Origin of the sequence: Parendozoicomonas verongulae (genome assembly GCF_009711465.1) — a bacterium.
Classification (GTDB): domain Bacteria; phylum Pseudomonadota; class Gammaproteobacteria; order Pseudomonadales; family Endozoicomonadaceae; genus Sansalvadorimonas; species Sansalvadorimonas verongulae.
The window spans coordinates 1-23,948 of record NZ_SMME01000815.1; the positions used below are offsets into that span (position 1 = coordinate 1).

Below are 23,948 nucleotides of genomic sequence, written 5' to 3' on the forward strand. Positions count from 1 at the left end.
TGGCCTAAAGGAGGATGTTGCAGGACTCAAAGCCGACAACATCGAAATCAAAGCAATGCTCAAAGAACTGATCGCTCGCTAGGTCAGGTAGTTTCTGACAGCAGATGGAGTTGCTGGCAGCCCTGCAAGCTAGAAGAAGCTACTGGCAAGAGTACCCATAGTCAGCGCCCAGCCATCCACCAAAACAAACAGCATCAGCTTAAAGGGTAAAGAGATCATCTGGGGGGACAACATAATCATACCCATGGCCATTAAAACACTGGCTACAACCAGATCGATCACCAAAAAGGGTAGATAAATAATAAAGCCAATCTGAAACGCTGTTTTTAATTCACTGGTCACAAAGGCTGGAATCAATATAGAAAAAGAAACATCTTCCGGCTTATCCGGCGGCGTCATATTGGCAATGCCAAGAAACTGGGCAAGGTCCGTTTCTCGAGTATTCGATAACATAAAACCTTTTATAGGTTCCGCAGCTATCTTCAAAGTATCCAGCAAACCCAACTCTTCATTGAGATAAGGCGTAACCGCCGCGCCGTAAATAGATTCAAAAACCGGCATCATAATCAGTAGCGTCAGTGCCAAAGCCATACCGATTAATACCTGGTTAGGCGGCGTTTGCTGAAGACCAAGAGCCTGACGGAGGATCGCAAGAACAATAATAATGCGAGTGAAACTGGTGAGCATAAGCAGTGCGGCAGGCAAGAAGCTCAAGGCTGTCATTAACAGCAGAACTTGCAGCGTCACGCTGTACTGCTGGCTATCTCCGGAATCTGTAACGGTGAGAATATCCATACCCTGAGGTGCAGAGATAGCAATGTCAGGAAGAAGGCTGCCAGCAGTCATCACTGCCAGCCATAACGCAGGGCGTGTCATGCACTGTTCCGGTTCAGCAAGTTATTGAGGTAATCAGAAAACTCTGCATTACCTAATTTTTTTTCAGGCAAGCGCTCTTTCAGCGTGTGAAGGCAGGTGGTTTGCTGGCCAGACACACTCAACAATAATTGTTGCCCGCCCACTTCCACCAAACAAAGCTTTACCTGAGCGGAAAGGGGTGAACTGGTAATTGCCTTAATTGGAGTATTGGCTTGCACCCGATTCAGGTTAAATCGCTTACCCAGCAAACCCAAGGCAAGAATTAATCCAACAATGCCCACCAGAGGCAAGCCAATTTGAATGAGATAGTTTGTCATATCAGGACAGCTTCCTCAGGCGCTCTGACTCGCTGATCACATCAATCATGCGAATTCCGTAACGATCATTCACTACAACTACATCGGCATAGGCAATCAGGGTGCCGTTTACTTTAACTTCCAGAGGTTCGGAGGCTTCCTTCTCCAGCTCAACAATCGCGCCCTTGTTCAGTCGCAATAAATCACCGAGGTTAATGCGGGTACTGCCCAGCTCTAGAGATAGGGTGACAGGAATATCCAGCAACAAGCCAAGATCTGGGCTGGTGCTGGCATCACCCTCAGCTTTGACGGCATCACCTCCGCCATGGGCTTTAGCCAGCTCTTCAACACCAACGTCTCTTATTTGCTCCCCACCATTTTTGGGTTGAGAGCCTTCGCTCTCTGAGGAGGGAGTGTTTTCTTCGTCACTCATTGTCAGTCCTCATCCTTGAGTTGTATTTATGACCTTGATTTCCAGGTTTCAGCTTGCGTACGATTTTCAGTGCAAGACTTTCATCAATCGTGCAGACAGTGGCTTTCAAACAAGGCAAACCTGAAACTTTCACTGTTACCTGCCCAGGAATATTAGTTTGAATGATGTCGCCAGCCTTAAGATTGAGAATATCCCTTAACACCAACTCCACCTGACACATAGTGGCGCTTATCTCGACGGGTGCCAGTAAAACATTATCCCGTAAATTATCTTCCCAGTGGGGATCTTGATCTGTGTGGCGGTAAGCCTGGATACGCTCACGAATCGGCTCCAGGGCACGGTAAGGCAGTACGATATCTAACGAACCTTCGGTGTCGGCCATTTTGATACTGAAATGGCTTACCAGTATCAATTCATTGTCGTTGGAAAAGAGCGTAGAGATAGGACTGGATTGTCCATCCTGTAGCTCTACATCAAAAGGCAGGATGGTTTCCCAGGTTTCCTTGAGATTTTCCATTGCAGCACTGAGAAATTTGTTTAGCATGCGAGTTTCGGTTGTCGACATTTCCCTATCGGGAGTGACTTCCGTTTTACCGCTGCCACCAAAGAACAAATCAATCAGTGCGCCAATCAGTTGGTTGCTCACCGTCACAAAGCCAACAGACTTTAAAGAGTTCACTTTGAAAATATGTAAACTGTGATCAGGAGACTCGGTGTTGAAGTTCACAAACTTCACAGAATCCACGCCAGTAAACTCAACCTCAGGATTGTTGCGAAACTGGTTGTAAAGACTGAAACGCAAAAGCTGGGCATAACGCTTATAAAGCACAGAAAGCGTCGGTACCAAATCGTGGATTTTGTAATCTGGATTGGTCAGGTCGAAGCGCTGTAGTTTGTCGAACTGATCCCCGATATGAATCCGTTCGTTTTTGCGGCTTCTGTTTAGCAGTGTTTCAATCTGCTCATTGTTCACTGTGTGTCTCCAATAAAAAACAACACATCTAATTGACTATAAACCAATGACATAAATCATGCTGTCTCATATTGATTCAATGACACAATAAAACCCTTGGTATCAAAGGAAAACCGTCCCCGGATGTTTTTTTTGTTGTTTCAGTAAGTCTCGGGAAACGGTCACCGAATTGGTCACCAGTAACAGAACATCGACCGTTCAAATAGGGGTGTTACATTGAACGATAAGAAACTGCAGAGCGTTATTAAGAAGGCCAAAGCGTCAGGCGCTCAGAAGGAGCTGGCAGAAAAGTTGGCAGGACGTGGGGCAGGTGTACTACTGTTCCGAGGAACGCCAGCAGGAAACGGTGTGTGGTATTTCAAATACACCCGTGAAGGCAGGCGCATCTATACAAAGTTTGGGCAGTACCCATCAACAACATTGAGAGAGGCACGGATCCGGGCGGATGAGTTGTCTGCTCTTCACTTGAGCGGGACGGATGTTAAACAGCATCTTGCTACTGAGGATGGTGATCCGGTGACCGCAACATTTGGCGACCTGCTGGAGAGGTACAGGGACTCACTGGAAGGGCGAACCGCTTACGTCACGGTTAAGTCTCTTTTCAAGATTCACGTGTTCGAGAGGTGGCCTGAGATGGTCAAGTTGCCAGCCAGGGACATAACTCCACACCAGTGTCTTCAAATTGCCCGGGCATCGAATCAGAGCGGCATTGAAGCCGGATGTAACATCTTAATCGCATACCTAAAGGCCGCCTTCAATTCTGCACTACAGGCCGAGTTTGCAATTAAGGGGGCTGTCGTTCGTTTTGGGATACAGTCGAATCCTGCGCAGCACATAAAGCAGGTCAGGGAGTGGGTGAGAGCCAATGACGAATACGCCACCATAGAGCAGCTCAGACAGCTTTTTGATTCGTGCAATAACCAAGCACCAGCAAAGCCAACGAAAAAGGACTCGCGGCCAATGGGAGCAGTACACGCTGCTATGGTGCAGCTGCTCTGTCTAACAGGCCAGCGCCCCGAGCAGGTAATAAGGCTCAAGTGGTCTGATTATGATGAGACTCGCCACACTCTGAAAATGTTTAACGGCAAGGGCAGGAGCATGAAAGAGCACGTCATACCTGTCACTGGCCTGATGGCTGGGATATTCGACACACTAAAGGAATTTCGCACCAGTGACGGCGAGTACATTTTCTCACTGAATGGCGGGGGAAAGCCTGCCTCAATGTCACACCTCAGCGGACGGTTTAAGCAACACACTAACTACCACGGCATAGAAGTTCAAAAGCTCAAGCTGATCCGCTCAGGGTGGTCTACAGGCTGCGCAGACGCACGCCTAAATATTATTGGGCGCGAGCTGGTGCAAAGCCACGTAGTAGGCTCCAAGGTGGGCGCTGTCCACTATGACAAGTCACAGCATCTTGACGCAAAGCGGGAAGTTATTGAGGGATGGGAAACATACCTGCTCAACCCCTGTAAAGATGACATGAGGGCTGCTTGATGAGTGGTGCTGATGGGGTGGAGGCATTCATCTGCATGACCATTGAACGACTTGAGAGGGAGAATCCCGACAATGATATGGGCGGAGTGCGAAACTGGTCTGCTCAGCGTGTTAAGAGGATCCGCGAACTTGTTGCCAGTGGTGACACAGGGCTGGCCATCTTCGAGGCGTTTGGGTTGGGTATGAATGTCGGTGATTTCAGGGGATTCGTAAGGGCTGCGCATGAGGCCGCACTGAAAGGCGTTGAGATTGCCGACAAGGCAACTCCCGATAACTTTAAGCTTGGGCTTGAGAATGGCGAGCCGGTATACAGGCAGAAGAGAAAAAGGCATAGCACGAGGTTGGAGCAGGTCAGGAAGTCCCTGCAGGATGAGCCAGGGATTTCAAAGAGTGAAATGGCGAGAAGATTAGATATGGATAGAAAGGATTTGCGAAAATTGATTAAGCGCATCGAATCTGGAGATTGAAGGGGTGGGGGTATTAACTAATGCCCTCTGCCCGCGTGACACAACACGGAATAAGGTAGCCCCGAAGCAATCAAGCCAAGGGGCTTTTTTATGAATGACCGTCTTATTGATTTACACGAGTATCTGGAAATCACAGGCCGCAGTCGCTCAACTGAATACCGCGACCGCATCCACGGGCGCTCACCAGAGCCTAGAAAGATTGGAGTTGGCAGGAATAACCGCTGGCTGCTGTCTGAGGTTCAGGCGTGGATCAGGGGGGAGTGGAAGCCGGAGGGTGCGCAATAATGAAAAAAAATGCCACCAAGAAGGCAGCATCGAAAAATACAAAAGTTGTTGCGGCGTACGGTAGCACAAAATCGCCCGAGAGTATCGCACTGCCAGTTATGAAAGGCCTTCTGAAAAAGACCACCAATGATTTTCACCGTGGACTTAAGATTGCAATCAAATATGCAGGAGAAGGGTTCACCACCAAGATGCTCGCCAGAGAGGGCAGTGTCACACAGCAATTCCATTTTGCCCAATGCCTCAAGCTCAGGCTTAAAGAGCACGGGGTCACTCTGAGGTCTGTCAGGCGCAAAGAATACAAAAAAGGTGATACACCATACATCTACAGGTTCGACTGGCTCACAGACGACGAAAGCCCTCAGATGGAGCTGAAGGTTTAGCTGGTAACGACCAACGGGAGGCGCAGGCATTAGCGAAGCGGTGCCGGAGATGCCGTCAGGCATGGTTACAGGCTTTTAACGGGATAGGGCATAGGGCGCAGGTGATAGAAGTGCGTTATGCCTACCAGACGGAAACCTGAGCAGAGACGCACCTCCTGTTAAACCCGCTTTTAAGAACTCGCCGAACACTCCAAAACTGACTTTTTGCTCTGTCGCATACGTAAAAGTACATATGAAAAAAACAGCTGCTGATTTTGTGGGCAAACCCATGTGTGTGACACATGGAAAAAATCCCGTTTTCGGGAATGTCTCAGGTTTGCGAGGTGAGCCAGGTTCGACCCACATTAGGAAATTGTATGTATTACTACCTATCGGGAAAAAGTGGCCAAATGAAGGCGCTGAAAATATACTCCCGTGGTCGGGATAGGCGGGGAGTAGCTAACCTGCCGACAAGGGCACCCGGTGCGCCCTTCCCGACGCATCACACAGCACCGGGAACACAGCACCGGAAGTCATATCATGGATAGCTCCAAACCTCGCTCAATCATTGAGCAGGGTTCTCTATCAGGCCAGACGGCCATTGATAGCATGAACCTACTAATCCCAATCAATAAAATCTCAAAGGCGGATAAGCGCCTTGGGATGACTGTCGCCCCAATATACCTTGAGACTGGAGAACTGGCCGGGAAAATAGACGAGAGCACCAACACGGTGACCGTAGAAGGCGCTGGCGGTGTTTCCACGTCATACCGTAAGACCAGGCAGAGCAGGGGCAAAGGCGGCGGCACAACTGAATACATATCCGTCACAGTTTTTTCAAAGCAGCTTGAGGGCGATTACCTGCAGGGAATCACTGCGGCTAATGTTGCCCAGGCACACAAATACATTCAGGATCAGTGTGTTATTGACGTGCCAGTTGACCAGTTCCTGAGTGCAAAAGTTGCCGACTGTGATTTCAAGCAAGACGTTTATGTTGATATCCCTTCGCAAAAGGTAGCTGGCCAAATAAAAAAAATGGTCAGGCCTGAGTTTGCCAATCTGAGCAAGGCCACCACATCGGCCAACACCAAAAAACACCAGCTTCACGTGAGCACTCACAGCAGTGGAACACACCCATACTTCAAGGTTTACGGGAAAGAGCTTGAGCTTGATACCCAGAGCAATGACTTCAAGGCTGCATTTCTGAAAGAGTCAGACTATGTTAGGGAAGGCCATAGCTTGCAGCGTGTAGAAATAACTATGCGCACTACGAAAAAGCTGGTTGAGTATGGTGTGCTCAGGGATAACGAGGAAAACACTTTGGGAAATGTATTGGCCGCACTGGATGACGGTCGAGGTTTGGAAGCTATCAAAAAATTAGAATCCCGATATCTTGACGTCCGAAGTCTGGAAGATGTCGAAACGGCGGCAAAGCCAGAAGACAAAGACGAGATGAAAATCTACAACACGGTAAAGAGAATATTCAAGTACGCTGGCGATAACACTCCTAACAAGTCGGCGGTGATAGATGATGTTCTCGAGATCCACATTGTTAGCAAGGGTAGGGTGGCAAAATACAAACGCCTTGCTGAATATTACTACGACCATTTCACCAGCCCGCGTGTAACTGGCGATGACGTGGCAAAGGTTCAAAGTGTTGTTTCTAACCCGCTGTATGAAGTGGATGATGTTACGACAACCATAAGAGAGAAAAAGGCTAGCAAAGCCGCTCAGGAGCTTGCCGAGGTCATTATGGGTGACATAGGCCTGACTGCTCAGGAGCGTGTTCAGGATGACTGGGAGGAGTTGGGAGGAGCATTAGAAGACTATGCACGCTTGATTGCTACCCGTGAGGCAAACGACCATTTGAAGAAAATGCCGGAGCTGTCTGAGGAAGAGTGGCAGGCGCTTGAGTCCAGGTACAAAAATCAGGTGATGGAAGAAATTAAGCAGGTGCGAGAATCGGCCAAACTTTAAGCATTTTGTGGGCATATTTTCGATTTAGTACCGGTAAACTTGATTACCGGCACTGTTTTTTAGCGCCTTTTTACTGAATACCTGTACAGTGATTTGATATAATACCTGTGGGCGTTGAGCATGCGCCCAAACTCGCGGATGGGAGCCGGTAGTCCCCATAAGCTGTTTCCCCTGTTCGGCAACTGCCAATCTTTCTAACAGGGTTAATCATGACTAACAAAATCGAATCCAAAGAAGCTAATGAGGTGCTGGCAGCAAACTCAGGCCTTATTACCAAAAACAAAGAATTGCTTTCTGAATTGAAGGCAGAGCGGTTGCGCCGCTCAGAGCTGGAGTCTGAACTGGAAGCCTTGCGGGCAGACAGTGCCGAACAGTTCAAGTCTGTTGAGAATATGTTGATTAACAACCAAGTGGCCGCATTCTCAGCAAAGCACGTTATCAAGGGTGGTGAAGCACTCATCAGGCCGCATCTTGTCAGGACTTTGCGAGTCCAAAAAGACGAACAGGGCGACTATCGCGTTGTTTGTTTCAATCCCGAGGATGAAAAAGAACTGCCCTATGAAGATTGGGAAAAGCTGTTCACTGGCTGTGCTGACTTCCAAAGTGTGATTATTGGAACCAGAGCAAGCGGCGGCGGTGCGCCTGATCCGGTTATTGCCAACACAGGGCTTAAACCAAAGAGTACTGAATTCGGGTTGAAGTAATGGCTACAACAGCTACACGCCTCTCAGATGTAATTAAGCCGGAACGCTGGAACGAATACACAACTGAAGATAGCACTGTAAAGCAGGCTATCTGGAACTCTGGCGTAATGGTATCCAATGAGTTGATGAACACTGCAGCAGCAGGCGGCGGTGACACATATTCCATTCCGTACTGGAAAGACCTTCCAGATGGTGAGCCTAACTACTCCAACGATGACCCGGCGGACATGGCCACACCGGATAAGATTGGGGCAGGTAAGCAGGTGGTGAGAACTGCCCAGCTTAACAATGCCTGGAGTGCAATGGATCTGGCGGCAGAGCTTGCTGGTTCTGATCCAATTGCAAGAATCCGAAGCAGAATTGCTGACTGGTGGATCCGCCAGTTGCAGTCCCGGCTTGTCGCAACAATCAAGGGCGTATACAACGCCAACGCAGCCAATGACAACGGAGACATGGCCTTCATCACTGACACCCCCTTTGATGCAACTGCAGCTATCGAGGGGGCCAGTACAATGGGAGACCGGTCTGATGAGTTCACGGCAATCTTGGTTCACTCTGCTGTACGAAAGAAGATGCAGCTCAATGACCTGATACAGTACATCCCTGACAGCTCTGGCGGCGTTATTGGCGTGTTCCGTGGCATGGCCGTAATCACCGACGATGGCATGCCAGTAATCAAGGAGAACGGCAAGAAAGACCGGTACGTGAGCTGCCTTCTCGGTGGGGGCAGTATCGGGTACGGAAACGGTAACCCTCGGGTATCTGAAGAGGTTGACCGAATCCCCCTGGCTGGCAAGGGTGGTGGTCAGGAGATTCTCGTATCCCGCCGCTCTGTTGTTATTCACCCGCTGGGGTTCAACTGGAAGGGAACCACTGAGTCCGATGTCAGCCCAACACTGGCCGACCTTGAGCTTGCTACCAACTGGGAGCGCAAGTACAACCGCCGTCACGTGCCGCTGGCCTTTGTCGTGGCTCCAATTGAAGCCGACACTCATTAACGGTTAATGGCTTGATGAAAGGCTGGTCTGCTTAACGGTGGGGCAGCCTTTCCTGCATATGGGGAAAGGCAATGGCAAAAGGATTAAACGCAAGGCAGAGACGTTTTGTTAAGGAGTTCATGGCTAATGGTGGGAATGCTACACAGGCCGCTATCAGCTCCGGTTACAGCAGTCGTTCGGCATATTCGCAGGCAGACAGGTTGATGAGAAATGATGAAGTTCTGTCTGAATTGGAGGAACATCGGCAGGAGCTTGAGAAAGGCCTTGATATGACCATTGAGAAGCGTCTCAGGTATCTCAAATCGGTTGCTGACAAAGGGCTTGAGCCTATTGTAGTTGGCGATACGGTGCGCCCTCCCAATCTGTCTGCGGTAGTGTCAGCAGTGGCAGAAATGAATCGTATGTTAGGAACCGGCAGGGATGAGCAGGAGGCCACGCCTATGACGGTGGTGTTTAACGTCAGGGATCCAGTAGTTGTTCCTGAGGGTGGGTGATGGTGTGATTTTTAGGAGTACTGTGCGTGTAGTGATATGTAACATCTATCAGGTTACTTTGACTAATGTCATAAACTGCGTTGTTGGTGGTATAACTTCCCCCATCAATTAACAGCCAGGTATCACCATGACCAGCAGCAACCCTTTGTCAGAACTCCCATATGTTGAAGAGCTGAAAGACATTGCAGCCCGCCTGAGATTGAATGTCCGCCACTTTGACCTTGCCTATAGTGAGTTTGAGCGGGAAGAAGACCGTGCTCACGCAGACGAAAGCAGGGAGCTTGCAGGCCGCCTGAGCTCCATTGCTGAGAAGCTGGTGCCCATCTTTTCCTGATACCAGCCTGCTACACTGAACATTGAGCAAGGGAACAACCTCCCCATACTCAACGGGTTCACCCCTGCCTTTTGGCGGGGGTTTCTGTATCTGGGGTGTGCCTGTCGATACCGTGAAAACTAGACCAATACCAGTAAATCATAAAAATGGCTTTAATGCTTGGACTCCGATAAAACCAGAAATACTAGGGTGATACCAATAATACCAACCGGGTCACGTCTTTAGTGGTTTTGATGGTGGCAGCATTTTTGGGAAACGAGCACCGAAACGGTCACCGATAAAAATATTCTCCCTATTGTGTTTGTGTCCACTTACCTGCAATCCCTTTGGTAGTAAGCAATTCCACATAATCGCTATTGTATTGGTGAAATAAAATATTTTATTGACTATAAAACCCAACACAATTCCTGCCAGTTTTTATAAGCGTAATTTTGTTACCCAACCTTGCCAATGATTTGCACATTTCGATTGTCGGGAATTTCATTAAACGACAGAACCTGTAAACCATCGGTGCATAAACGTGCATAACGTGCCAGTAACGGTCGCAGTAGAGGTGAAACAATAATAATGGGTTGTTTGCCATCGGCCTGCATTTGCTGAGTAATATTAGGAAGGTTGGTTTGCAGCTGGTTTGAAATATTTGGTTCCAACGCAATATTGTCTGGTGCTGTGTGCCCAGCTTGTTGTGCCTGCTGTTGGGCTTTTAGTAGAATCGCTTCGAGCTTTTCATCCAGAGTGACAACAGGCATATCGGTTTGTGAACCAATCAGGTTTTGCACAATACTGCGGCGCAGGGCTTCGCGAATTCTGCCGGATAATAAAATGGGGTCTTTGATGTTTTCATCGGTAGCGAGCAGGGTGTTAGCAATAGTGCGAATATCAGAAATAGAAACCCGATCTGTTAATAACTCCCGCAACACTTGTTGCAACTGACTGACCGATAAACGCTTTGGCACTAACTCTTCCGACATTTTGGGAGACTGTTTGCCAAGGTTTTCCAAAAGCTGTTGCACTTCATCGTGACCAAGTAACTCGCAGGCACTTTCTTCAATCACTTTACTCACGTGGGTAGCAATTACGGTTGCCGCGTCCACAACGGTATAACCCAAACTGGTGGCTTGCTCCTGCAACTCTTCCGTGACCCACACAGCTTCCAGGCCATAGGCAGGATCGGTTGTTGCAATACCTTCTACAGCGCCATAAACCTGACCGGGATTGATTGCGAGAAATTTATCCGCCTCAATCTGACCTTCCGCAACACTTACCCCCTGAAGAGTGATGCTGTAACCATTAGCGGCGAGGGAAAGGTTGTCCCGAATACGCACACTGGGTATCAGAAAACCCAGACGGGCCGAGAGGTTTTTACGAATGCCTTTAATTTGCCCAAGCATTTGCCCGCCCTGATTTTTATCTACAAGAGGAATCAGCCGGAAGCCGACTTCCAAACCAAGAGGATCAATGGTAGGAACATCTTCCCAGGTAAGCGGAGCATCACTGGAAGGTTGTGTTGCAGCGGGAGTAATCTCAGGTTCATCCTCTTTACTCTTCCCTTTGCGATAAATCAACCAGGCACTGCCTGCCAGTGCACTTCCCAAACTGAGAAAAGCAAGGTGAGGCATGCCAGGCACAACACCCATAATCAAAATGATGCCTGCGGTTACGGAGAGTGCGCGGGGAGAGGAAAACAGCTGAGAGGCAATCTGATCACCCATCTCAGCAGTTTCAGAAACGCGGGTAACAATGATTGCTGCAGCGGTGGAAAGCAGCAGTGAAGGAATCTGTGCAACCAGACCATCACCAATAGTCAGCAGGGAGAAAACATTAAACGCATCCCCAAAGGTCATACCGTACTTGATGGTGCCTATCAGCAAACCACCAATAATGTTAATACCCAGAATCAGCAAACCGGCAATGGCATCACCACGAACAAACTTACTGGCACCATCCATAGCACCGTAAAAGTCTGCTTCACTGGTCACCTGTTTACGACGCTCCAACGCCTGTTCCTGATTGATTAAGCCGGCGTTCAAATCCGCATCAATCGCCATCTGCTTGCCGGGTAAGGCATCCAAAGTGAAACGGGCAGACACTTCAGAAATACGACCAGCGCCTTTCGTTACAACCACAAAGTTGATAATTACCAGAATGGCGAACACAACAATACCCACTACGTAGCTGTTGCCCACAACTACTTCACCGAATGCCTGAATCACTTTACCGGCGGCGTCACTGCCGTTGTAACCTTGCAGCAACACCACACGGGTTGAGGCAACGTTCAATGCCAGTCGGAGGAGAGTTGCGACCAGAAGAAGAGTTGGGAACACAGCAAAATCGAGAGGGCGTTTGGCGTAGATGCTCACCAACAGCACCAGCAATGAAAGTGCGATGTTAAAGGTGAAGAACATATCCAGCAGCAATGGCGGTACCGGCAATGTCATCATTGCCATCAGAATCAGCACCATAATTGGAATGCCGATCTGGAGCTTGCCCAGTCTTCCCATCATGTCTGCTGTGTTTGTTGCTTCTGCCATTATCTCAGTCCTTGAGACTTCTTATTTTGTTTTGCTGCGCTTTCGGAGTTCGGTCTGAAGTTTGGTGTGGTATTTCCGCTCCATCAAACCATCCCTGGTTTGGGTCGCTCTCGGGACATCCTGTCCCTTGAAATACCACACCAAACGTCAGCCCCTACGGACATCGGCGTATCAATAACTCTTTTCAACTGCGTACCCGTCGATGCCAGTGGAGGTGGACACTCGGTGTGCTTTGTCAAAGGCCATGGATGGCCTGAGAGCGAACCAGACCAAGGATGGTCTGATTGAGCGGACAAAGCACACCGAGTGTCCGCCTGAACACCCCACAATGCGTACTCACAATCAACAGGCTACCTACGCAAATGCGGAGGAATCTCAAACTCCTCCGGCAAGGGCGAAGGCTCCGGCCCTAGCCCAGCACTAAACTGCCGCAACCGATACACATAAGCCAGAATCTGAGCAATCGCCATATACAAATCCGCCGCCACTTCCTGATTCAACTTGGTGGAATAATAAATCGCCCGAGTCAAAGCCGGAGAGCGCACAACCGGCCGCTCATGGGCATCAGCCACCTCAATAATCTTCATCGCCACCTCATCCACACCCCGGGCAATCACAAAGGGCGCTTTTGCTCGACCTGTGTCGTACTTCAATGCCACCGCATAATGGGTTGGGTTCCGGATAACCACATCCGCCTTGGGAACCTCCTGCATCATCCGGCGATTCGCCTGTTCCCGCTGCAAATCACGAATACGGCTTTTTAACTCAGGCCGGCCATCAGTATCTTTCTGCTCATCCTTCAACTCCTGCTTGGTCATCCGCAGCTTCTTAATGTGCTGCCACTTCTGAAATGGAATATCGATAGCCGCAATAAACGCCAGCGCAAAGGCATACATCAGAATGCCGCCACCTGCCAACAGCAAAGCCTGCAAAAGCGCCGGGCGAACAGACTGCTGATTAAGTGCAATCAACTCCGGCCACTGATTGGTAATCACTAAAACCAAAGTACCAACAATTAACGACACCTTTAAAATAGATTTCACCAGCTCAACCAGAGAACGCACCGAGAAAATCCGCTTAATTCCCTGAATCGGGCTGAGGCGAGAAAGCTTCGGCTGATACTGCTTATGGGAAAATGCCCAGCCACCCATCACCAAACTCCCCACAAGCACGCAAAACAGAATCACCGCAAACACCGGAAGAAGCGCTGTGATACCGGTTAAAACACTCTCCCCCAAATGCCGCGCCATTTGGGAGGTATCCAGAATAATCTCAGGCCGCAGCTGCAAATTCTGAGTAAACAACTGCTGAAACTGCCCCGACATAAACGGGCTAAACGCCATCATCGCCGATACGCCGCCGAGAAACATACAGGTTGTCACCAGTTCCCGTGATCGGGGAACCTCGCCATCCTTTTTTGCCTTCTCCAGCCTTCGTTGACTGGGTTCCTCTGTACGCTCCTGGGCGCTACTCTGCTCGTCAGCCATCGGCAATCATCACCGTAAGCTTTGAGAGCGCCTCATTGGTCAGCTCCGTAAACAACCCCGGCAAGCCAGAGACAGACACCGCCAGCACCACCAAACCCGCCATCATGCTCATAGGAAAACCAAGGGAGAACACATTTAACTGAGGCGCGGCCCGGTTCATCACACCAAATGCGATATTCACCAGCAGCATGGTGGTAATAGCAGGCAGAGCGATAAGAATGGCTGCACCCAGCGCCCAGCTGACCTGCAGGGTTAATGTATGAAGATCAATAGTGGTGCTGGTAACAGGCCCAATAGGAAGCGCAGTAAAACTTGTCGCCAGCACATTGATCACCACCAGATGACCATCCAGCGCCAGAAACATCAAAGTCGCCATCACCTGATAAATCTGGGCAATGATTGGAATGCTGACTCCGTTCACCGGATCAAACATCATCGCCATACCCAAGCCCATCTGCAGAGACACCATCTGTCCGGCCATGGCAAAAATAGCGAGAAACACATGAAGCAGCAGCCCGCCCATACCACCAATAAAAATCTGCTGAAGAGTAATCCTCAGGCTTTCCGGTGAAAACGGCTCAACCGCTGGCATGGGAGGTAAAAGAGGAGCAATCAGAAAAGTAACGGCCAAAGCCAGCAGCAGGCGAATCTGAGCCGGAACCATGGCAGAGCCAATAATCGGCATGGTCATCAACAAACCGGCCACACGGAACAGCGGCCAGAGCAGCTGCCCGACCCATCCTGTTAGCTGTGCGGTGCTTAATTCCATAAGAACGGTTCCAAAAACGGCTCCTAATAAATAAGAAGGGGAATAGCGGCATACATTCGCTGAAACAGCTCCATAAACTCCCGAATCAGCCAGTGCCCTGCAAAACCTATAGTGACCAGCGTGGCCAGCAGCCTGGGCAGAAAACTCAGGGTCTGCTCATTGATCTGTGTGGCCGCCTGAATAATGCTCACCACCAGGCCCAGCAGCATGCCCGGCCCGATAATCACCGAGACCACGATCACAATCACGGTCAGCACATCCCTCAGGAGATCTACAACGGTTTCCGGTGTCATATTTATTTCAAATCGAAACACTTGATGAATGTTTTAATTCCCTTCAATTATCAATCTAGAACCGGTGTCAGAATCTGCAACAGAGGAGAGAGAGGTTGTGAGCCGGAATCAGGGAAGGGTCAAAAAAATACGGATATTCAAAGCGTTTTTCTCAAAATAAATCCCCGCAAACCTATTAAGCGCCCTTGGCTATTCACCGAACAGTAAAGTGTCGGGCTCGGAGCGTTTGATGTCTTGTTCAGGGCCGGAATTCTCACAAAGGGGTATCAAAAGCCCCAATCCATGGATGGAGAGTGAATAAATGTCCTTTTCGGTAAACACAAACGTCTTCTCGCTGAATGCTCAGCGTAACCTGATGACCTCCGGTTCAGGCCTTCAGGAAGCTATGCAGCGTCTGTCTTCTGGTTCACGTATCAACAGTGCTAAGGATGATGCGGCGGGTTTGCAGATTTCTAACCGTCTGACTTCTCAGATTCGTGGTCTGGGAGTTGCAGTTCGTAACGCTAACGACGGTATATCTCTGGCTCAAACCGCTGAAGGTGCACTGCAGGAATCTACTAACATTTTGCAGCGTATGCGTGAGTTGGCTTTGCAATCTGCTAATGGTTCTAATGGAGCAGATGAGCGTGCTGCTTTGCAGAAAGAGGTGAGTGCTCTTCAAGAAGAATTAAGTCGTATTGCAGACACAACGACTTTTGGTGGAAGAAAGTTACTAGATGGCAGCTTCGGTACATCTGACTTCCAAGTCGGTGCAGATCGAGATCAAACAATCTCAATCACGTTGTCTTCTGCATCAGCTGTAGACTTGGGAGTCCAAGAGAGTATCTCTGGGTTTGGTGTTGATTTCACTACAAGCTTTAGAAGGGACAATATTGGTGAAGCTACAAACGCGGCTCCAGCCTCTGCGAGAATTGATGAATTAGTAACATTTGACTTTGGTTCAGGGAATACAACCTCAGTTTTGATCAAGCAGAACTCTTCAGATGAAGAGTTCCTTACGGCCTTTAATACTGCGTTAAATGCCGATGGGTTGTACGCTAGAGAGAATAGTGGTACCGGTGCTATCGAATTTTATGCGGAAACTACGACTTCTTTTGATGTTGTGAGTAATGCTGATGGAACAACTGGTGCATTTGTAAGTGGCACGGCGGCAACTATTACACCAGCAGGTTCAACTACGGTTACAGGGGTAACAGTTGCTACTCAATCCGAGGCTCAAAATGCAGTGAGTAGCATTGATGCAGCACTTAAGACGATTGATGGTCAACGTGCCGACCTCGGTGCTGTCCAAAACCGCTTAACCTCCACTATCTCCAACCTCTCAAATATCAGCGAAAACGTATCCGCTTCCAGAAGCCGGATTCAGGACGCTGACTTTGCGGCGGAGACTGCAAATCTGGCCAAGTATCAGGTACTGCAGCAGGCTGGTACTGCGATTCTGGCTCAGGCAAATCAGACCACTCAGAACGTGTTGTCTCTCCTGAGATAATATCTTCTGAGTAAAAGTCAGCCTTTGTCAGTTTGAGGCTGATAATGAATAGACGAGGAAGTGCATTCCTCGTCTATTCTTTTTTTGGGGACGCCGTATCTCTCCAAAACAACAGCACGCAGCATTCACAGCAATAAACGCCAGGTACGGCCATGTTACAGCTTTCCGGATTGGTTTCAGGTATCGACACCCAGTCACTGGTGAACACTCTCGTTCAGGCCGAACGTGCTCCCCGACAAGCTTCTATCCAGCGTAAACAGCAAGCCGATACCGTTGAGCTTTCCGCCCTCGGGCAGCTTCAGTCCGCCATCAATAACTTCAATACGGCGGTGGAAAAGCTGGGTGAGTCCGATGTCTTTAATGATCGCAAAGCCACCATCAGCAACCGCGATGCCCTGAGTGCCACTCTTTCCGATACCGCTGTTACCGGCAGTTACTCCTTTACCGTAAAACAACTGGCCAGCAACCAGCAGCAGGCCACCGCTAGCTTTGCAGCGGATGCCACCTTTGGCACCGGTGATCTGGTTTTTACCGTGAATGGTGAAAGCCTGACTCTGGCTCTCGATAGTTCAAACAACACACTGGCCGGTATTCGAGATGCCATTAATAACGCGGAAGATAGCCCTGGCCTCTCCGCCACCATCATTAACGATGGCACCAATCAACGCCTGCTTATCAACGGCACGAAAACCGGAGAAGATTATGGCGTAGCCATTGAAACAGCAGGGCTAACCGTTGCTGCAGGTGACTCCAACTTCACCGCTGACCTGACCGAACTTCAGGCCGCCGCCAATGCCCAGATCGTCATTGGTGACCCAGCCAACTCCGACAGCATCACCATCAACCACAACGATAACAGTATTGAAGGCGTGGTGGATGGTGTGACTCTGGAACTGAAAGAAGTCAGCACCACACCGGTAACCGTAGATGTAGCATTGGATAAGGCCGGTTCCGAAAGAGCCATTAAAGACTTCGTTTCCGCCTACAACGAATTAACCAATACCGTAAACAGCCTGACCCGCTTCACAGAGGGGCAGGGTGGTTCAGCATTAACGGGAGATGCCACGGTCAGATCACTGGTCAGCTCACTCCGAACAACACTCAGTGATGGTGTAGAGGTCAATGGTCAGACATTACGGCTGGCAGAGTTCGGCATCAAAACCGCAACCGATGGCACACTGGAAGTGGATAGCAGCAAACTCTCCGATGCTGTCAGCGAAAACTTCTCATCACTCCAGAACTTTTTCAGCGGCGACAACGGCTTCGGAAATAAACTGACTACACTTCTCGATCGTTACGATGCCAGCAACGGCATTGTAAAAGAACGAATGGATCGTCTGGACACTGGATTAAAAGATCTAACCCGAGAGCTGGAAGATCTGGATGCTCGAATGGAACAGGTGCAGAAATACTGGGAAGGCCGCTTTCTAGCCATGGAACAGGCTATGGCGCAGTTCAACTCAACCAGTAGCTGGCTCACCAATAACTTGAATAATCTGGGTAATCGAAACAATAGTAATTAAGAAATAAGGCAGTGCACAAATGTTGCCAAAGCCCATTGCTCCGATTGCTCTGCCAAAGGCCATGGATGGCCTGAGAGGCCAGAAATTGCTCCTGCATTTCTGGCATTCCCGCCATCCATGGCGGTCACGACCCAGACCATGGATGGTCTGATGGAGCGGGCAGAGCACTCCGAGCAATAGGCTGGAACTCATAAAGTCCAGCAACAAACAGCCAGCAATAAACATAAACAGTAGGAAGAAAGTAGATGGACACCAACGGACTAGCAGCATACCGCAAGGTGCAAAACAACGCCCAGGCCGAGGTTGCTGACCCTTACAAACTGATTCAGTTACTGTTCAAAGAGCTTATGACCTCCCTCGCCCAAACCAAAGGCGCCATGGAGCGAGGTCAGCTGGCAGAAAAGGGAAGCCTCATCGCCCACTGCGTAGAAATCGTGATGGCACTGGACGAATCCCTCAATATTGAAGCTGGCGGCGAGATGGCCGAAAACCTTCGCAACCTGTACCGCTATTGTGTGGGGCAACTTCTTTCTGCAGGGCCGGAAAACAACATTGAAAAACTGGACGAAGTCACCAACCTGATGAAACAGATACAGGAAGCCTGGGAAGGCATCGGCCAGAAAGCACCCAGTGAAATGCCTGCTGCAGCCGATGACAAAGGCGCGGTGATCGGTGCTGGTGGAGTCAGCGGCAATGCCTGAAGTAACAGCGCTAAGTGTCAGCCAGATTCGAAGTGCCAGAGCCGAGCTGCAAGCAGCATGGGATCGCCGAGACTGGAACGCACTGATGACACGGGAAAAAAGCGTCCGCCTGCTGGCCGAAGGTGCTTTTTCCCGGCAAGTACCAGATGGCGAATTAAGGCAAGAATTGATGGCGCTCCAGCAGCAATATCTGGCTATTGTTGAAGAGATGACCGAAGAACGAAACCAGCTAAAAGAACTGCTGGTACAAAGCAGTAAAAATGGCGGAAACCGACTGCGCGCCGTTCAGCAGTATCGGGTAACCGGGCGAATGAAAGATAACTAAAAGCAAGTGACTCCATGGACGGATCACCAGCACCACAGACAACATCAATATTACCCCTGCAGCTCCCACTGAATACACAATCGGGCGCTGTAACTGTTTCTGCGCCTGTTTTGCCTGCTCTTGCGAACGGCCTTCCTCAAAACGTAAATCTGAACCCCAGCCCCGAAAGTGGAACGCTGCCCCCGGTACTCCCATTTGATGACGTTCTCCACACAGTTTTAGAAAATACCATCGACAGCGAACCACTGGTTCAGATTGTGAATGCTGCGCCAGCTCCGCAACTGGCCGGCTTGATAACTCACAGCACACAGGCTCTAACGCCAGTGAACACTGCACAACCTCAGGAACCAGCTCTTCAAAACCTGATAGTGGATAACAAGCCGTCACCACTTCTTAATCTCTCAGGAGAACAAACCCAGCGAAGCGTGGCAGGACAGCTCTTGCAACAGCCAGAACAGCAACTGGCACAAACCACACAGTCCCAACTTCACAATGAAGCGGCACTGATAAAGCAAGTGGTTCACCAAAAGCAGGATGCACAACAAGCGATTCAAACTCTGGAAGTGTTAAAGCCTCTGCAACCGGTCAATGATGTATTAGGTCTGGAACGGCCAGAGCTGTCGCTTGATCAGCAAAGGCTGCTGCAGAACACATTAAACCCTGTACGGGTGGAAGTCTCTCAACCAGCTCCTCCAGCTGGCTTTACCCAGGCACAGAATATTGATTTACCCACCACCACACCGGTTGCCCAGAGTGCAGACGTCAACACCATAGAAAGCGGCACGGATAGAAAAGCCGGTGCCATCTCTGAAAACAGTTCGTTCCACGAACTTCTCTCCCGCCAGTCGGTAAAAGGGGAGCAAATGGGCGAACGGCTGATGGTTATGCTCAACCGTGATCAACGTCAGGCCACCCTGCGTATGGACCCACCAGAACTGGGGCAGCTGAAAGTAATGTTGAGTGTGGATGGGGATCAGGTTTCGGTGCAGTTTCAGGCAGGCAACGGTCAGCTCAGGGATATGCTCAACCAGCAGGTTGACCGGCTGCGCCAGTTCTTTGAACAGCAACAGATGGACTTGGTGAACGTAGATATTTCTCACGACAGCGGGCTGTCTCAGAACGATTTTCAGAGATTTGACGAACACGCTTCCGATCTCGAAGAGGGTGCTTATGAGAATGAAAACTCGTTCGCAGGCGAACAAATTTATTCGGCATCTCCAAGTGTCGGACGTATGCAGCAGGGGTTGCTGGACGTTTACGTGTAATGGATAGGGAGCACAAATATGGCTGAAGACAATCAGGAAGAAAGCCAGAGTGATAAGGAGCGGGGTAAAGGCTCCTCCAAGCTGATAATAATTATTGCCATTGCCAGCGTGTTGCTTATTGGTGGTGGGGCGGCAGCTTTTTTCCTTATGAAGCCTTCAGCGGAGGGGGAAGGGGGGACGGAAAATGGTGCCCCGCTTGGAAAAGCCTTGTTTTTTGAACTGGATCCGTTTGTGGTGTCACTCACCGGCGAGCGCAAATCCCACTACATGCAGCTTGAGCTGGCTATTCTCACACGGGATCAAAATATGCTGACCGTTTTGGAAGAAAACACCCCGCTGGTGCGTAATGCTCTGATTCAGAATATGAATGGCATGGTCTATCAAGATGCACTGCTGGTGGATGCTCCTGATCGTATTCGGGCGTCGGCTCTCATCAAGATCCGTGATGTTCTCAAGGAACAGGGCGGTGAGATGATAGAAGACGTTCTGATCATGAACATTGTCATCCAGTAGCCACCGGTGCCGGAGTGTGAAAGCAGCCAGTAACGGCATTCAGGCTTACCAGTCCCAGAGTCGCGACTCAGTGGATGCTTTGGTACGCAAGCATCTTGGGCTGGTGAAAAAGATTGCCCTGCATCTTGTGAGCACAGTGGGGCACGTAGCCACTGTGGATGATCTTATGCAATCCGGCATGGTGGGTCTGATAGAAGCCGCCGGACGCTTCGACTCGTCGCAGCAAACCACCTTTGAGCAATTCGCCCGGCACCGTATTCACGGTGCGATGATTGATATGGTGCGACAGGGAGACTGGCGCCCCCGCCGAACCCGTGAAGAAACCCAGAAACTCACCCGCACCATGGCTGAGCTCGAAAAAGAACTTGGACGTCAACCCCACGACCGCGAAGTGGCATCCGCCCTCGGCCTTCCCCTCGAAAAGTATCAGGACATGCTCGCCAGCACCCACGCTGCGCGGCTGGTGAGCTTCGATGAAGCTCTGGAATCCGGCGATGAACCCGTGGATACCGAAGAAGAACCCGCCACCAGTATTTTTCAGCATTGTGAACAGGGCGCACTGGCCGATGCATTAAAAGAGCTGCCGGAAAGAACCCAGCAGCTGTTCAACCTGTACTACGTGCAGGAAATGAACATGAAAGAAATCGGCTTGGTGTTTGAAATCTCAGAAGCCAGAGTCTGCCAGCTCCATGGGCAGGGTTTGAAGAAACTGAAGGCCATTCTCAAGGATTGGAGTCAGTAATATGTTCAAGGTAATGGGCTTTATTATTTTGATTGCCAGTATTCTGGGGGGCTTTGTGCTGGCCCACGGTAACCTGATGAATCTCTGGCAGCCCTATGAAATTCTTATTATTGCCGGTGGCGCCTTTGGTGCTTATTGTCTGGCACACCCGTGGAAGGTGGTTGCCGCTTCCGGGCAACATATTCGTTTTACTCTCACCGGCACGGGTTATAACCAGAAATATTATGAAGCTCTGCTTCAGCTTTTAAATCAGCTTTTTGAAGTTGCCCGTAAACAGGGCGGCCGAAAGGCGCTGGAAGACCATATCGAGAATCCCGAAAACAGCGATATCTTCAAAAGCTATCCACGCATCACGAAAACTCCTCAGACTCTGCTGTTTATTACCGACAACCTGCGCCTTTCACTTGTGGATAACCTGGAGACTCACAATTTCGAAGCTCTGATGGAACATGAAATTGAAACCTATGAAGAGGAGCTGTCTCGGCCCGGTATGGCGCTTCAGGAAATTGCCGACGCCTTGCCTGGTTTCGGGATTATGGCGGCGGTACTGGGTATTGTAATCACCATGCAATCACTGGATGGCCCGCCTGATCAGCTGGGTACTCACATAGCAGCCGCTCTTGTGGGAACCTTTATGGGAGTATTTCTGGGGTACGGTGTGGTTGGCCCTATTGCATCGGCTATCGGGCATTCCATTCATTATGAAATCAAGGCGCTGGAGTGCATCAAGGCCTCCCTTGTCAGCTATCGCCATGGCACACCACCTGCTATGGCGGTTGAAGCAGGTAGAAAAGTCTTGTGCACTGAGAGCCGGCCTTCCTTTGAAGAGATGGAGAAGATTCTTGAAAGCTAATGCTTCGGGAATAAACTGTTGTGGCTAAAGATAAAACGCCAATCATCGTCGTCAGAAAATCCAGAAAAGGCCATGGGGGGCATCATGGTGGTTCCTGGAAAGTAGCGATTGCGGATTTTGCTATCGCCATGATGGCACTGTTTCTTGTGCTCTGGCTGCTCAGCGTGACAGATGACGAACAGAAGGCGGCAATAGCTGCCTATTTTGAAGATCCGGGTACCTTTATGAAAACCGGCTCTGCCCACCCCATTGATCTGGGCGGTTCTCCCAACATTATGCGCCGTGTTGATAAAGTCGGCCCCAGTATGAAAGGGCAGGAGGGTACGGAGGTGATTGGTGACCTTCAGGCTCCCCAGCGTGGCGAGAAGGTTGATTTTGAAGATTTGATTAAACAGCTTAATCAAATGCTCAGCGGTGATATGGATGATCGCCATCTTGATGAATATGTATTTATGGAAGTACTGCCAGAAGGTCTGCGTCTGGTGATTCTGGATCGTGATGAAGACCACATGTTTGAACGGGGAAGCTCTCGTTTGAACCCCTTCTATGAAGACTTGCTTTTGGCGCTGGCGCGTTTGCTGAAAACTATCAGTAACCCAATTTTGGTCAGCGGGCACTCCGATGCCACCAAAAGCCGTTCCAGTTCCTATAACAAATGGCGCTTATCCGGTGAGCGAGCGATGGTAGCGCAGCGGGTTTTGCTCTTTGGTGGCGTAAGTGATGATCAGTTCATTATGGTGTCAGCACTGGCCGACCATGAGCCGCGCATACCGAATAATCCGGAAGATGGCTCAAACCGTCGGGTGGAATTAATGGTGCTGAATCACAATATGTCTACACGGATAAGGCGTTTGTTTGCACCGGTTGATCACCAGGGCTTGCCAAAAGAAAACCTGATTCCTCAGGAACAGGTGGATAAGGTCGAGCAGGAAGCACACTCTAATCAGCTGCCGAAAATTCTTCGTCCTGAGTAACTCTGGCATCGTTAGCTGCTAGACTTCGTGCCGTCTCAATTGAAGGGTTATTTATAATGCGCGGTTTTCACCACTTTTTTCTGCTTGCATTCTTACTGACAGCAGAAAGCACTTTTGCCTTTCCTTTTAAAGTATCAAATCCGATTGATATGAATGCCAAAGATACAGAAATTATTGAAGATGTTTCCGGGAAGCACTACATAACCTACAAAAAGTCCGGGGAATGCATAAAGCAAGAAATAGACATTATACGTTTCGATTGTGAAGGTCAGTTTATTACGTTTACTATTGGATGGGTTGATCCTAGGTTATATCAAGCCAATATTTTACCATACCGATAAAGTGCCCGGGTTTTCTGTTGCGTTTTCATTTTGGTCTGGCAGGCACCTTCAGAGAATACAATGTCCAGCATTCAGTGCAGACTATTCGCCACCAGCCAGTGTATTCTGGTGGCAGAGAGTATGTCTTTTGCGATCATTTCTTTACTGTAAACCGTGTTGAGACTCTATTGCAGATTGGTCTTTGGACGGTTAAACACCCATTGAATTTCTGTTTGATCTTTAGTTTTCCTATAGGATCGTGGTGCACAAATAACTAATTCGCCAGGTCCGCCCTGCGAGGATTCTTGAGTAGGGAATGGTAATTTAGATAATTCCATATCTATCAAATCAAAAATATTAGCTATATGCTGATGATTTACAAAACAAGCTTGAAGTTCATAAGCCATTTTTTCTAAAGGTGCATCATCGTGGCCATATTCTTTGATCTCTTTGAAGTATCTCTTGATAAA

27 protein-coding genes and 1 pseudogene are annotated in these 23,948 nt (G+C 49.4%); 19 read left to right on the plus strand and 9 right to left on the minus strand.

Features of this window, described 5'->3' with window-relative positions; genetic code table 11:
* Positions 1–129: 129 nt before the first annotated feature.
* From fliP to E1189_RS09605, 4 genes are read right to left on the minus strand one after another with little or no spacing between them, the layout of a single operon-like run.
* A complete protein-coding gene (gene fliP, locus E1189_RS09590; protein WP_155159857.1) occupies positions 130–876 on the minus strand; it encodes a flagellar type III secretion system pore protein FliP in 747 nt (248 codons plus the stop codon).
* On the minus strand, positions 873–1,193 hold the full coding sequence (locus E1189_RS09595) for a FliO/MopB family protein (RefSeq protein ID WP_155159858.1): 321 nt from the start codon (positions 1,191–1,193) through the stop codon (positions 873–875). Before E1189_RS09595 ends, fliP begins: the two co-directional genes overlap by 4 nt.
* Position 1,194: 1 nt before the next feature.
* On the minus strand, positions 1,195–1,605 hold the full coding sequence (gene fliN, locus E1189_RS09600) for a flagellar motor switch protein FliN (RefSeq protein ID WP_155159859.1): 411 nt from the start codon (positions 1,603–1,605) through the stop codon (positions 1,195–1,197).
* On the minus strand, positions 1,598–2,578 hold the full coding sequence (locus tag E1189_RS09605; protein WP_155159860.1) for a flagellar motor switch protein FliM: 981 nt from the start codon (positions 2,576–2,578) through the stop codon (positions 1,598–1,600). Before E1189_RS09605 ends, fliN begins: the two co-directional genes overlap by 8 nt.
* Before the next feature lie 216 nt (positions 2,579–2,794).
* Between E1189_RS09605 and E1189_RS09610 the strand changes: the two genes are divergently transcribed.
* From E1189_RS09610 to E1189_RS09650, 9 genes are all read left to right on the plus strand, one after another.
* The gene (locus E1189_RS09610; protein ID WP_155159861.1) at positions 2,795–4,075 is read left to right on the plus strand and encodes a tyrosine-type recombinase/integrase; all 1,281 of its coding nucleotides are present in this window, start codon (positions 2,795–2,797) and stop codon (positions 4,073–4,075) included.
* Complete coding sequence (locus E1189_RS09615) at positions 4,075–4,542, plus strand: hypothetical protein (RefSeq protein ID WP_155159862.1); 468 nt, start codon at positions 4,075–4,077, stop codon at positions 4,540–4,542. Before E1189_RS09610 ends, E1189_RS09615 begins: the two co-directional genes overlap by 1 nt.
* 90 nt (positions 4,543–4,632) lie before the next feature.
* A complete protein-coding gene (locus tag E1189_RS09620; RefSeq protein WP_155159863.1) occupies positions 4,633–4,827 on the plus strand; it encodes a helix-turn-helix transcriptional regulator in 195 nt (64 codons plus the stop codon).
* Entirely contained in the window at positions 4,827–5,207 is a 381-nt protein-coding gene (locus E1189_RS09625) for a hypothetical protein (protein WP_196221356.1), read from the plus strand. The genes E1189_RS09620 and E1189_RS09625 overlap by 1 nt, the downstream gene beginning before the upstream one ends.
* A gap of 519 nt (positions 5,208–5,726) precedes the next feature.
* The gene (locus E1189_RS09630) at positions 5,727–7,163 is read left to right on the plus strand and encodes a hypothetical protein (RefSeq protein WP_155159865.1); all 1,437 of its coding nucleotides are present in this window, start codon (positions 5,727–5,729) and stop codon (positions 7,161–7,163) included.
* Between the two features lie 209 nt (positions 7,164–7,372).
* Positions 7,373–7,867: a hypothetical protein gene (locus tag E1189_RS09635; RefSeq protein ID WP_155159866.1), complete on the plus strand. Its 495-nt coding sequence runs from the start codon at positions 7,373–7,375 to the stop codon at positions 7,865–7,867.
* A complete protein-coding gene (locus E1189_RS09640) occupies positions 7,867–8,865 on the plus strand; it encodes a phage coat protein (RefSeq protein WP_155159867.1) in 999 nt (332 codons plus the stop codon). Before E1189_RS09635 ends, E1189_RS09640 begins: the two co-directional genes overlap by 1 nt.
* Before the next feature lie 71 nt (positions 8,866–8,936).
* Positions 8,937–9,359, plus strand: coding sequence for a terminase small subunit (locus E1189_RS09645; protein WP_155159868.1), 423 nt, complete (start codon positions 8,937–8,939; stop codon positions 9,357–9,359).
* Between the two features lie 127 nt (positions 9,360–9,486).
* Positions 9,487–9,693 carry a hypothetical protein gene (locus E1189_RS09650; RefSeq protein ID WP_155159869.1) on the plus strand — a complete coding sequence of 69 codons (207 nt, stop codon included), beginning with the start codon at positions 9,487–9,489 and terminating at the stop codon, positions 9,691–9,693.
* 434 nt (positions 9,694–10,127) lie between these two features.
* Here the strand turns inward: E1189_RS09650 and flhA are convergent, their stop codons facing one another.
* From flhA to E1189_RS09670, 4 genes are all read right to left on the minus strand, one after another.
* On the minus strand, positions 10,128–12,224 hold the full coding sequence (gene flhA, locus E1189_RS09655; protein WP_155159870.1) for a flagellar biosynthesis protein FlhA: 2,097 nt from the start codon (positions 12,222–12,224) through the stop codon (positions 10,128–10,130).
* A gap of 350 nt (positions 12,225–12,574) precedes the next feature.
* Positions 12,575–13,711 carry a flagellar biosynthesis protein FlhB gene (gene flhB, locus E1189_RS09660; RefSeq protein WP_155159871.1) on the minus strand — a complete coding sequence of 379 codons (1,137 nt, stop codon included), beginning with the start codon at positions 13,709–13,711 and terminating at the stop codon, positions 12,575–12,577.
* Entirely contained in the window at positions 13,704–14,480 is a 777-nt protein-coding gene (fliR, locus tag E1189_RS09665) for a flagellar biosynthetic protein FliR (RefSeq protein WP_155159872.1), read from the minus strand. The genes flhB and fliR overlap by 8 nt, the downstream gene beginning before the upstream one ends.
* Positions 14,481–14,503: 23 nt before the next feature.
* Positions 14,504–14,794, minus strand: a complete 291-nt coding sequence (locus E1189_RS09670; protein WP_456238835.1) for a flagellar biosynthetic protein FliQ — start codon at positions 14,792–14,794, stop codon at positions 14,504–14,506.
* Positions 14,795–15,074: 280 nt separating this feature from the next.
* On the opposite strand from E1189_RS09670, the gene E1189_RS09675 reads away from it, so the two are divergent.
* The 10 genes from E1189_RS09675 to E1189_RS09720 all read left to right on the plus strand — a co-directional run bounded on the left by E1189_RS09675 (position 15,075) and on the right by E1189_RS09720 (position 23,499).
* Complete coding sequence (locus tag E1189_RS09675; protein WP_155159873.1) at positions 15,075–16,262, plus strand: flagellin; 1,188 nt, start codon at positions 15,075–15,077, stop codon at positions 16,260–16,262.
* A gap of 152 nt (positions 16,263–16,414) precedes the next feature.
* Positions 16,415–17,785 carry a flagellar filament capping protein FliD gene (gene fliD, locus E1189_RS09680; RefSeq protein ID WP_155159874.1) on the plus strand — a complete coding sequence of 457 codons (1,371 nt, stop codon included), beginning with the start codon at positions 16,415–16,417 and terminating at the stop codon, positions 17,783–17,785.
* Between the two features lie 245 nt (positions 17,786–18,030).
* A complete protein-coding gene (fliS, locus tag E1189_RS09685) occupies positions 18,031–18,486 on the plus strand; it encodes a flagellar export chaperone FliS (protein WP_155159875.1) in 456 nt (151 codons plus the stop codon).
* The gene (locus E1189_RS09690) at positions 18,479–18,811 is read left to right on the plus strand and encodes a hypothetical protein (RefSeq protein WP_155159876.1); all 333 of its coding nucleotides are present in this window, start codon (positions 18,479–18,481) and stop codon (positions 18,809–18,811) included. Before fliS ends, E1189_RS09690 begins: the two co-directional genes overlap by 8 nt.
* Before the next feature lie 14 nt (positions 18,812–18,825).
* The gene (locus E1189_RS09695) at positions 18,826–20,076 is read left to right on the plus strand and encodes a flagellar hook-length control protein FliK (RefSeq protein WP_155159877.1); all 1,251 of its coding nucleotides are present in this window, start codon (positions 18,826–18,828) and stop codon (positions 20,074–20,076) included.
* Positions 20,077–20,094: 18 nt separating this feature from the next.
* Complete coding sequence (locus tag E1189_RS09700; RefSeq protein ID WP_155159878.1) at positions 20,095–20,589, plus strand: flagellar basal body-associated FliL family protein; 495 nt, start codon at positions 20,095–20,097, stop codon at positions 20,587–20,589.
* 16 nt (positions 20,590–20,605) lie between these two features.
* Positions 20,606–21,331, plus strand: a complete 726-nt coding sequence (locus tag E1189_RS09705) for a sigma-70 family RNA polymerase sigma factor (protein WP_196221357.1) — start codon at positions 20,606–20,608, stop codon at positions 21,329–21,331.
* Between the two features lies 1 nt (position 21,332).
* Entirely contained in the window at positions 21,333–22,184 is an 852-nt protein-coding gene (gene motA, locus E1189_RS09710; RefSeq protein WP_155159880.1) for a flagellar motor stator protein MotA, read from the plus strand.
* 20 nt (positions 22,185–22,204) lie between these two features.
* On the plus strand, positions 22,205–23,158 hold the full coding sequence (locus tag E1189_RS25905) for a flagellar motor protein MotB (protein WP_155159881.1): 954 nt from the start codon (positions 22,205–22,207) through the stop codon (positions 23,156–23,158).
* Positions 23,159–23,214: 56 nt separating this feature from the next.
* Positions 23,215–23,499, plus strand: a complete 285-nt coding sequence (locus E1189_RS09720) for a hypothetical protein (protein WP_155159882.1) — start codon at positions 23,215–23,217, stop codon at positions 23,497–23,499.
* A 164-nt stretch (positions 23,500–23,663) separates the two neighbouring features.
* On the opposite strand, the pseudogene E1189_RS23870 reads toward E1189_RS09720, so the two are convergent.
* Positions 23,664–23,948: pseudogene (locus tag E1189_RS23870) on the minus strand (hypothetical protein); the annotation flags it as partial.

Coding starts and splice junctions, on each gene's coding strand:
- fliP (WP_155159857.1), bottom strand. CDS start 876: ATGACACGCCCTGCGTTATGGCTGGCAGTGATGACTGCTGGCAGCCTT.
- E1189_RS09595 (WP_155159858.1), bottom strand. CDS start 1,193: ATGACAAACTATCTCATTCAAATTGGCTTGCCTCTGGTGGGCATTGTT.
- fliN (WP_155159859.1), bottom strand. CDS start 1,605: ATGAGTGACGAAGAAAACACTCCCTCCTCAGAGAGCGAAGGCTCTCAA.
- E1189_RS09615 (WP_155159862.1), top strand. CDS start 4,075: ATGAGTGGTGCTGATGGGGTGGAGGCATTCATCTGCATGACCATTGAA.
- E1189_RS09620 (WP_155159863.1), top strand. CDS start 4,633: ATGAATGACCGTCTTATTGATTTACACGAGTATCTGGAAATCACAGGC.
- E1189_RS09625 (WP_196221356.1), top strand. CDS start 4,827: ATGAAAAAAAATGCCACCAAGAAGGCAGCATCGAAAAATACAAAAGTT.
- E1189_RS09630 (WP_155159865.1), top strand. CDS start 5,727: ATGGATAGCTCCAAACCTCGCTCAATCATTGAGCAGGGTTCTCTATCA.
- E1189_RS09635 (WP_155159866.1), top strand. CDS start 7,373: ATGACTAACAAAATCGAATCCAAAGAAGCTAATGAGGTGCTGGCAGCA.
- E1189_RS09640 (WP_155159867.1), top strand. CDS start 7,867: ATGGCTACAACAGCTACACGCCTCTCAGATGTAATTAAGCCGGAACGC.
- E1189_RS09645 (WP_155159868.1), top strand. CDS start 8,937: ATGGCAAAAGGATTAAACGCAAGGCAGAGACGTTTTGTTAAGGAGTTC.
- E1189_RS09650 (WP_155159869.1), top strand. CDS start 9,487: ATGACCAGCAGCAACCCTTTGTCAGAACTCCCATATGTTGAAGAGCTG.
- flhA (WP_155159870.1), bottom strand. CDS start 12,224: ATGGCAGAAGCAACAAACACAGCAGACATGATGGGAAGACTGGGCAAG.
- flhB (WP_155159871.1), bottom strand. CDS start 13,711: ATGGCTGACGAGCAGAGTAGCGCCCAGGAGCGTACAGAGGAACCCAGT.
- fliR (WP_155159872.1), bottom strand. CDS start 14,480: ATGGAATTAAGCACCGCACAGCTAACAGGATGGGTCGGGCAGCTGCTC.
- E1189_RS09675 (WP_155159873.1), top strand. CDS start 15,075: ATGTCCTTTTCGGTAAACACAAACGTCTTCTCGCTGAATGCTCAGCGT.
- fliD (WP_155159874.1), top strand. CDS start 16,415: ATGTTACAGCTTTCCGGATTGGTTTCAGGTATCGACACCCAGTCACTG.
- fliS (WP_155159875.1), top strand. CDS start 18,031: ATGGACACCAACGGACTAGCAGCATACCGCAAGGTGCAAAACAACGCC.
- E1189_RS09690 (WP_155159876.1), top strand. CDS start 18,479: ATGCCTGAAGTAACAGCGCTAAGTGTCAGCCAGATTCGAAGTGCCAGA.
- E1189_RS09695 (WP_155159877.1), top strand. CDS start 18,826: ATGGACGGATCACCAGCACCACAGACAACATCAATATTACCCCTGCAG.
- E1189_RS09700 (WP_155159878.1), top strand. CDS start 20,095: ATGGCTGAAGACAATCAGGAAGAAAGCCAGAGTGATAAGGAGCGGGGT.
- motA (WP_155159880.1), top strand. CDS start 21,333: ATGTTCAAGGTAATGGGCTTTATTATTTTGATTGCCAGTATTCTGGGG.
- E1189_RS09720 (WP_155159882.1), top strand. CDS start 23,215: ATGCGCGGTTTTCACCACTTTTTTCTGCTTGCATTCTTACTGACAGCA.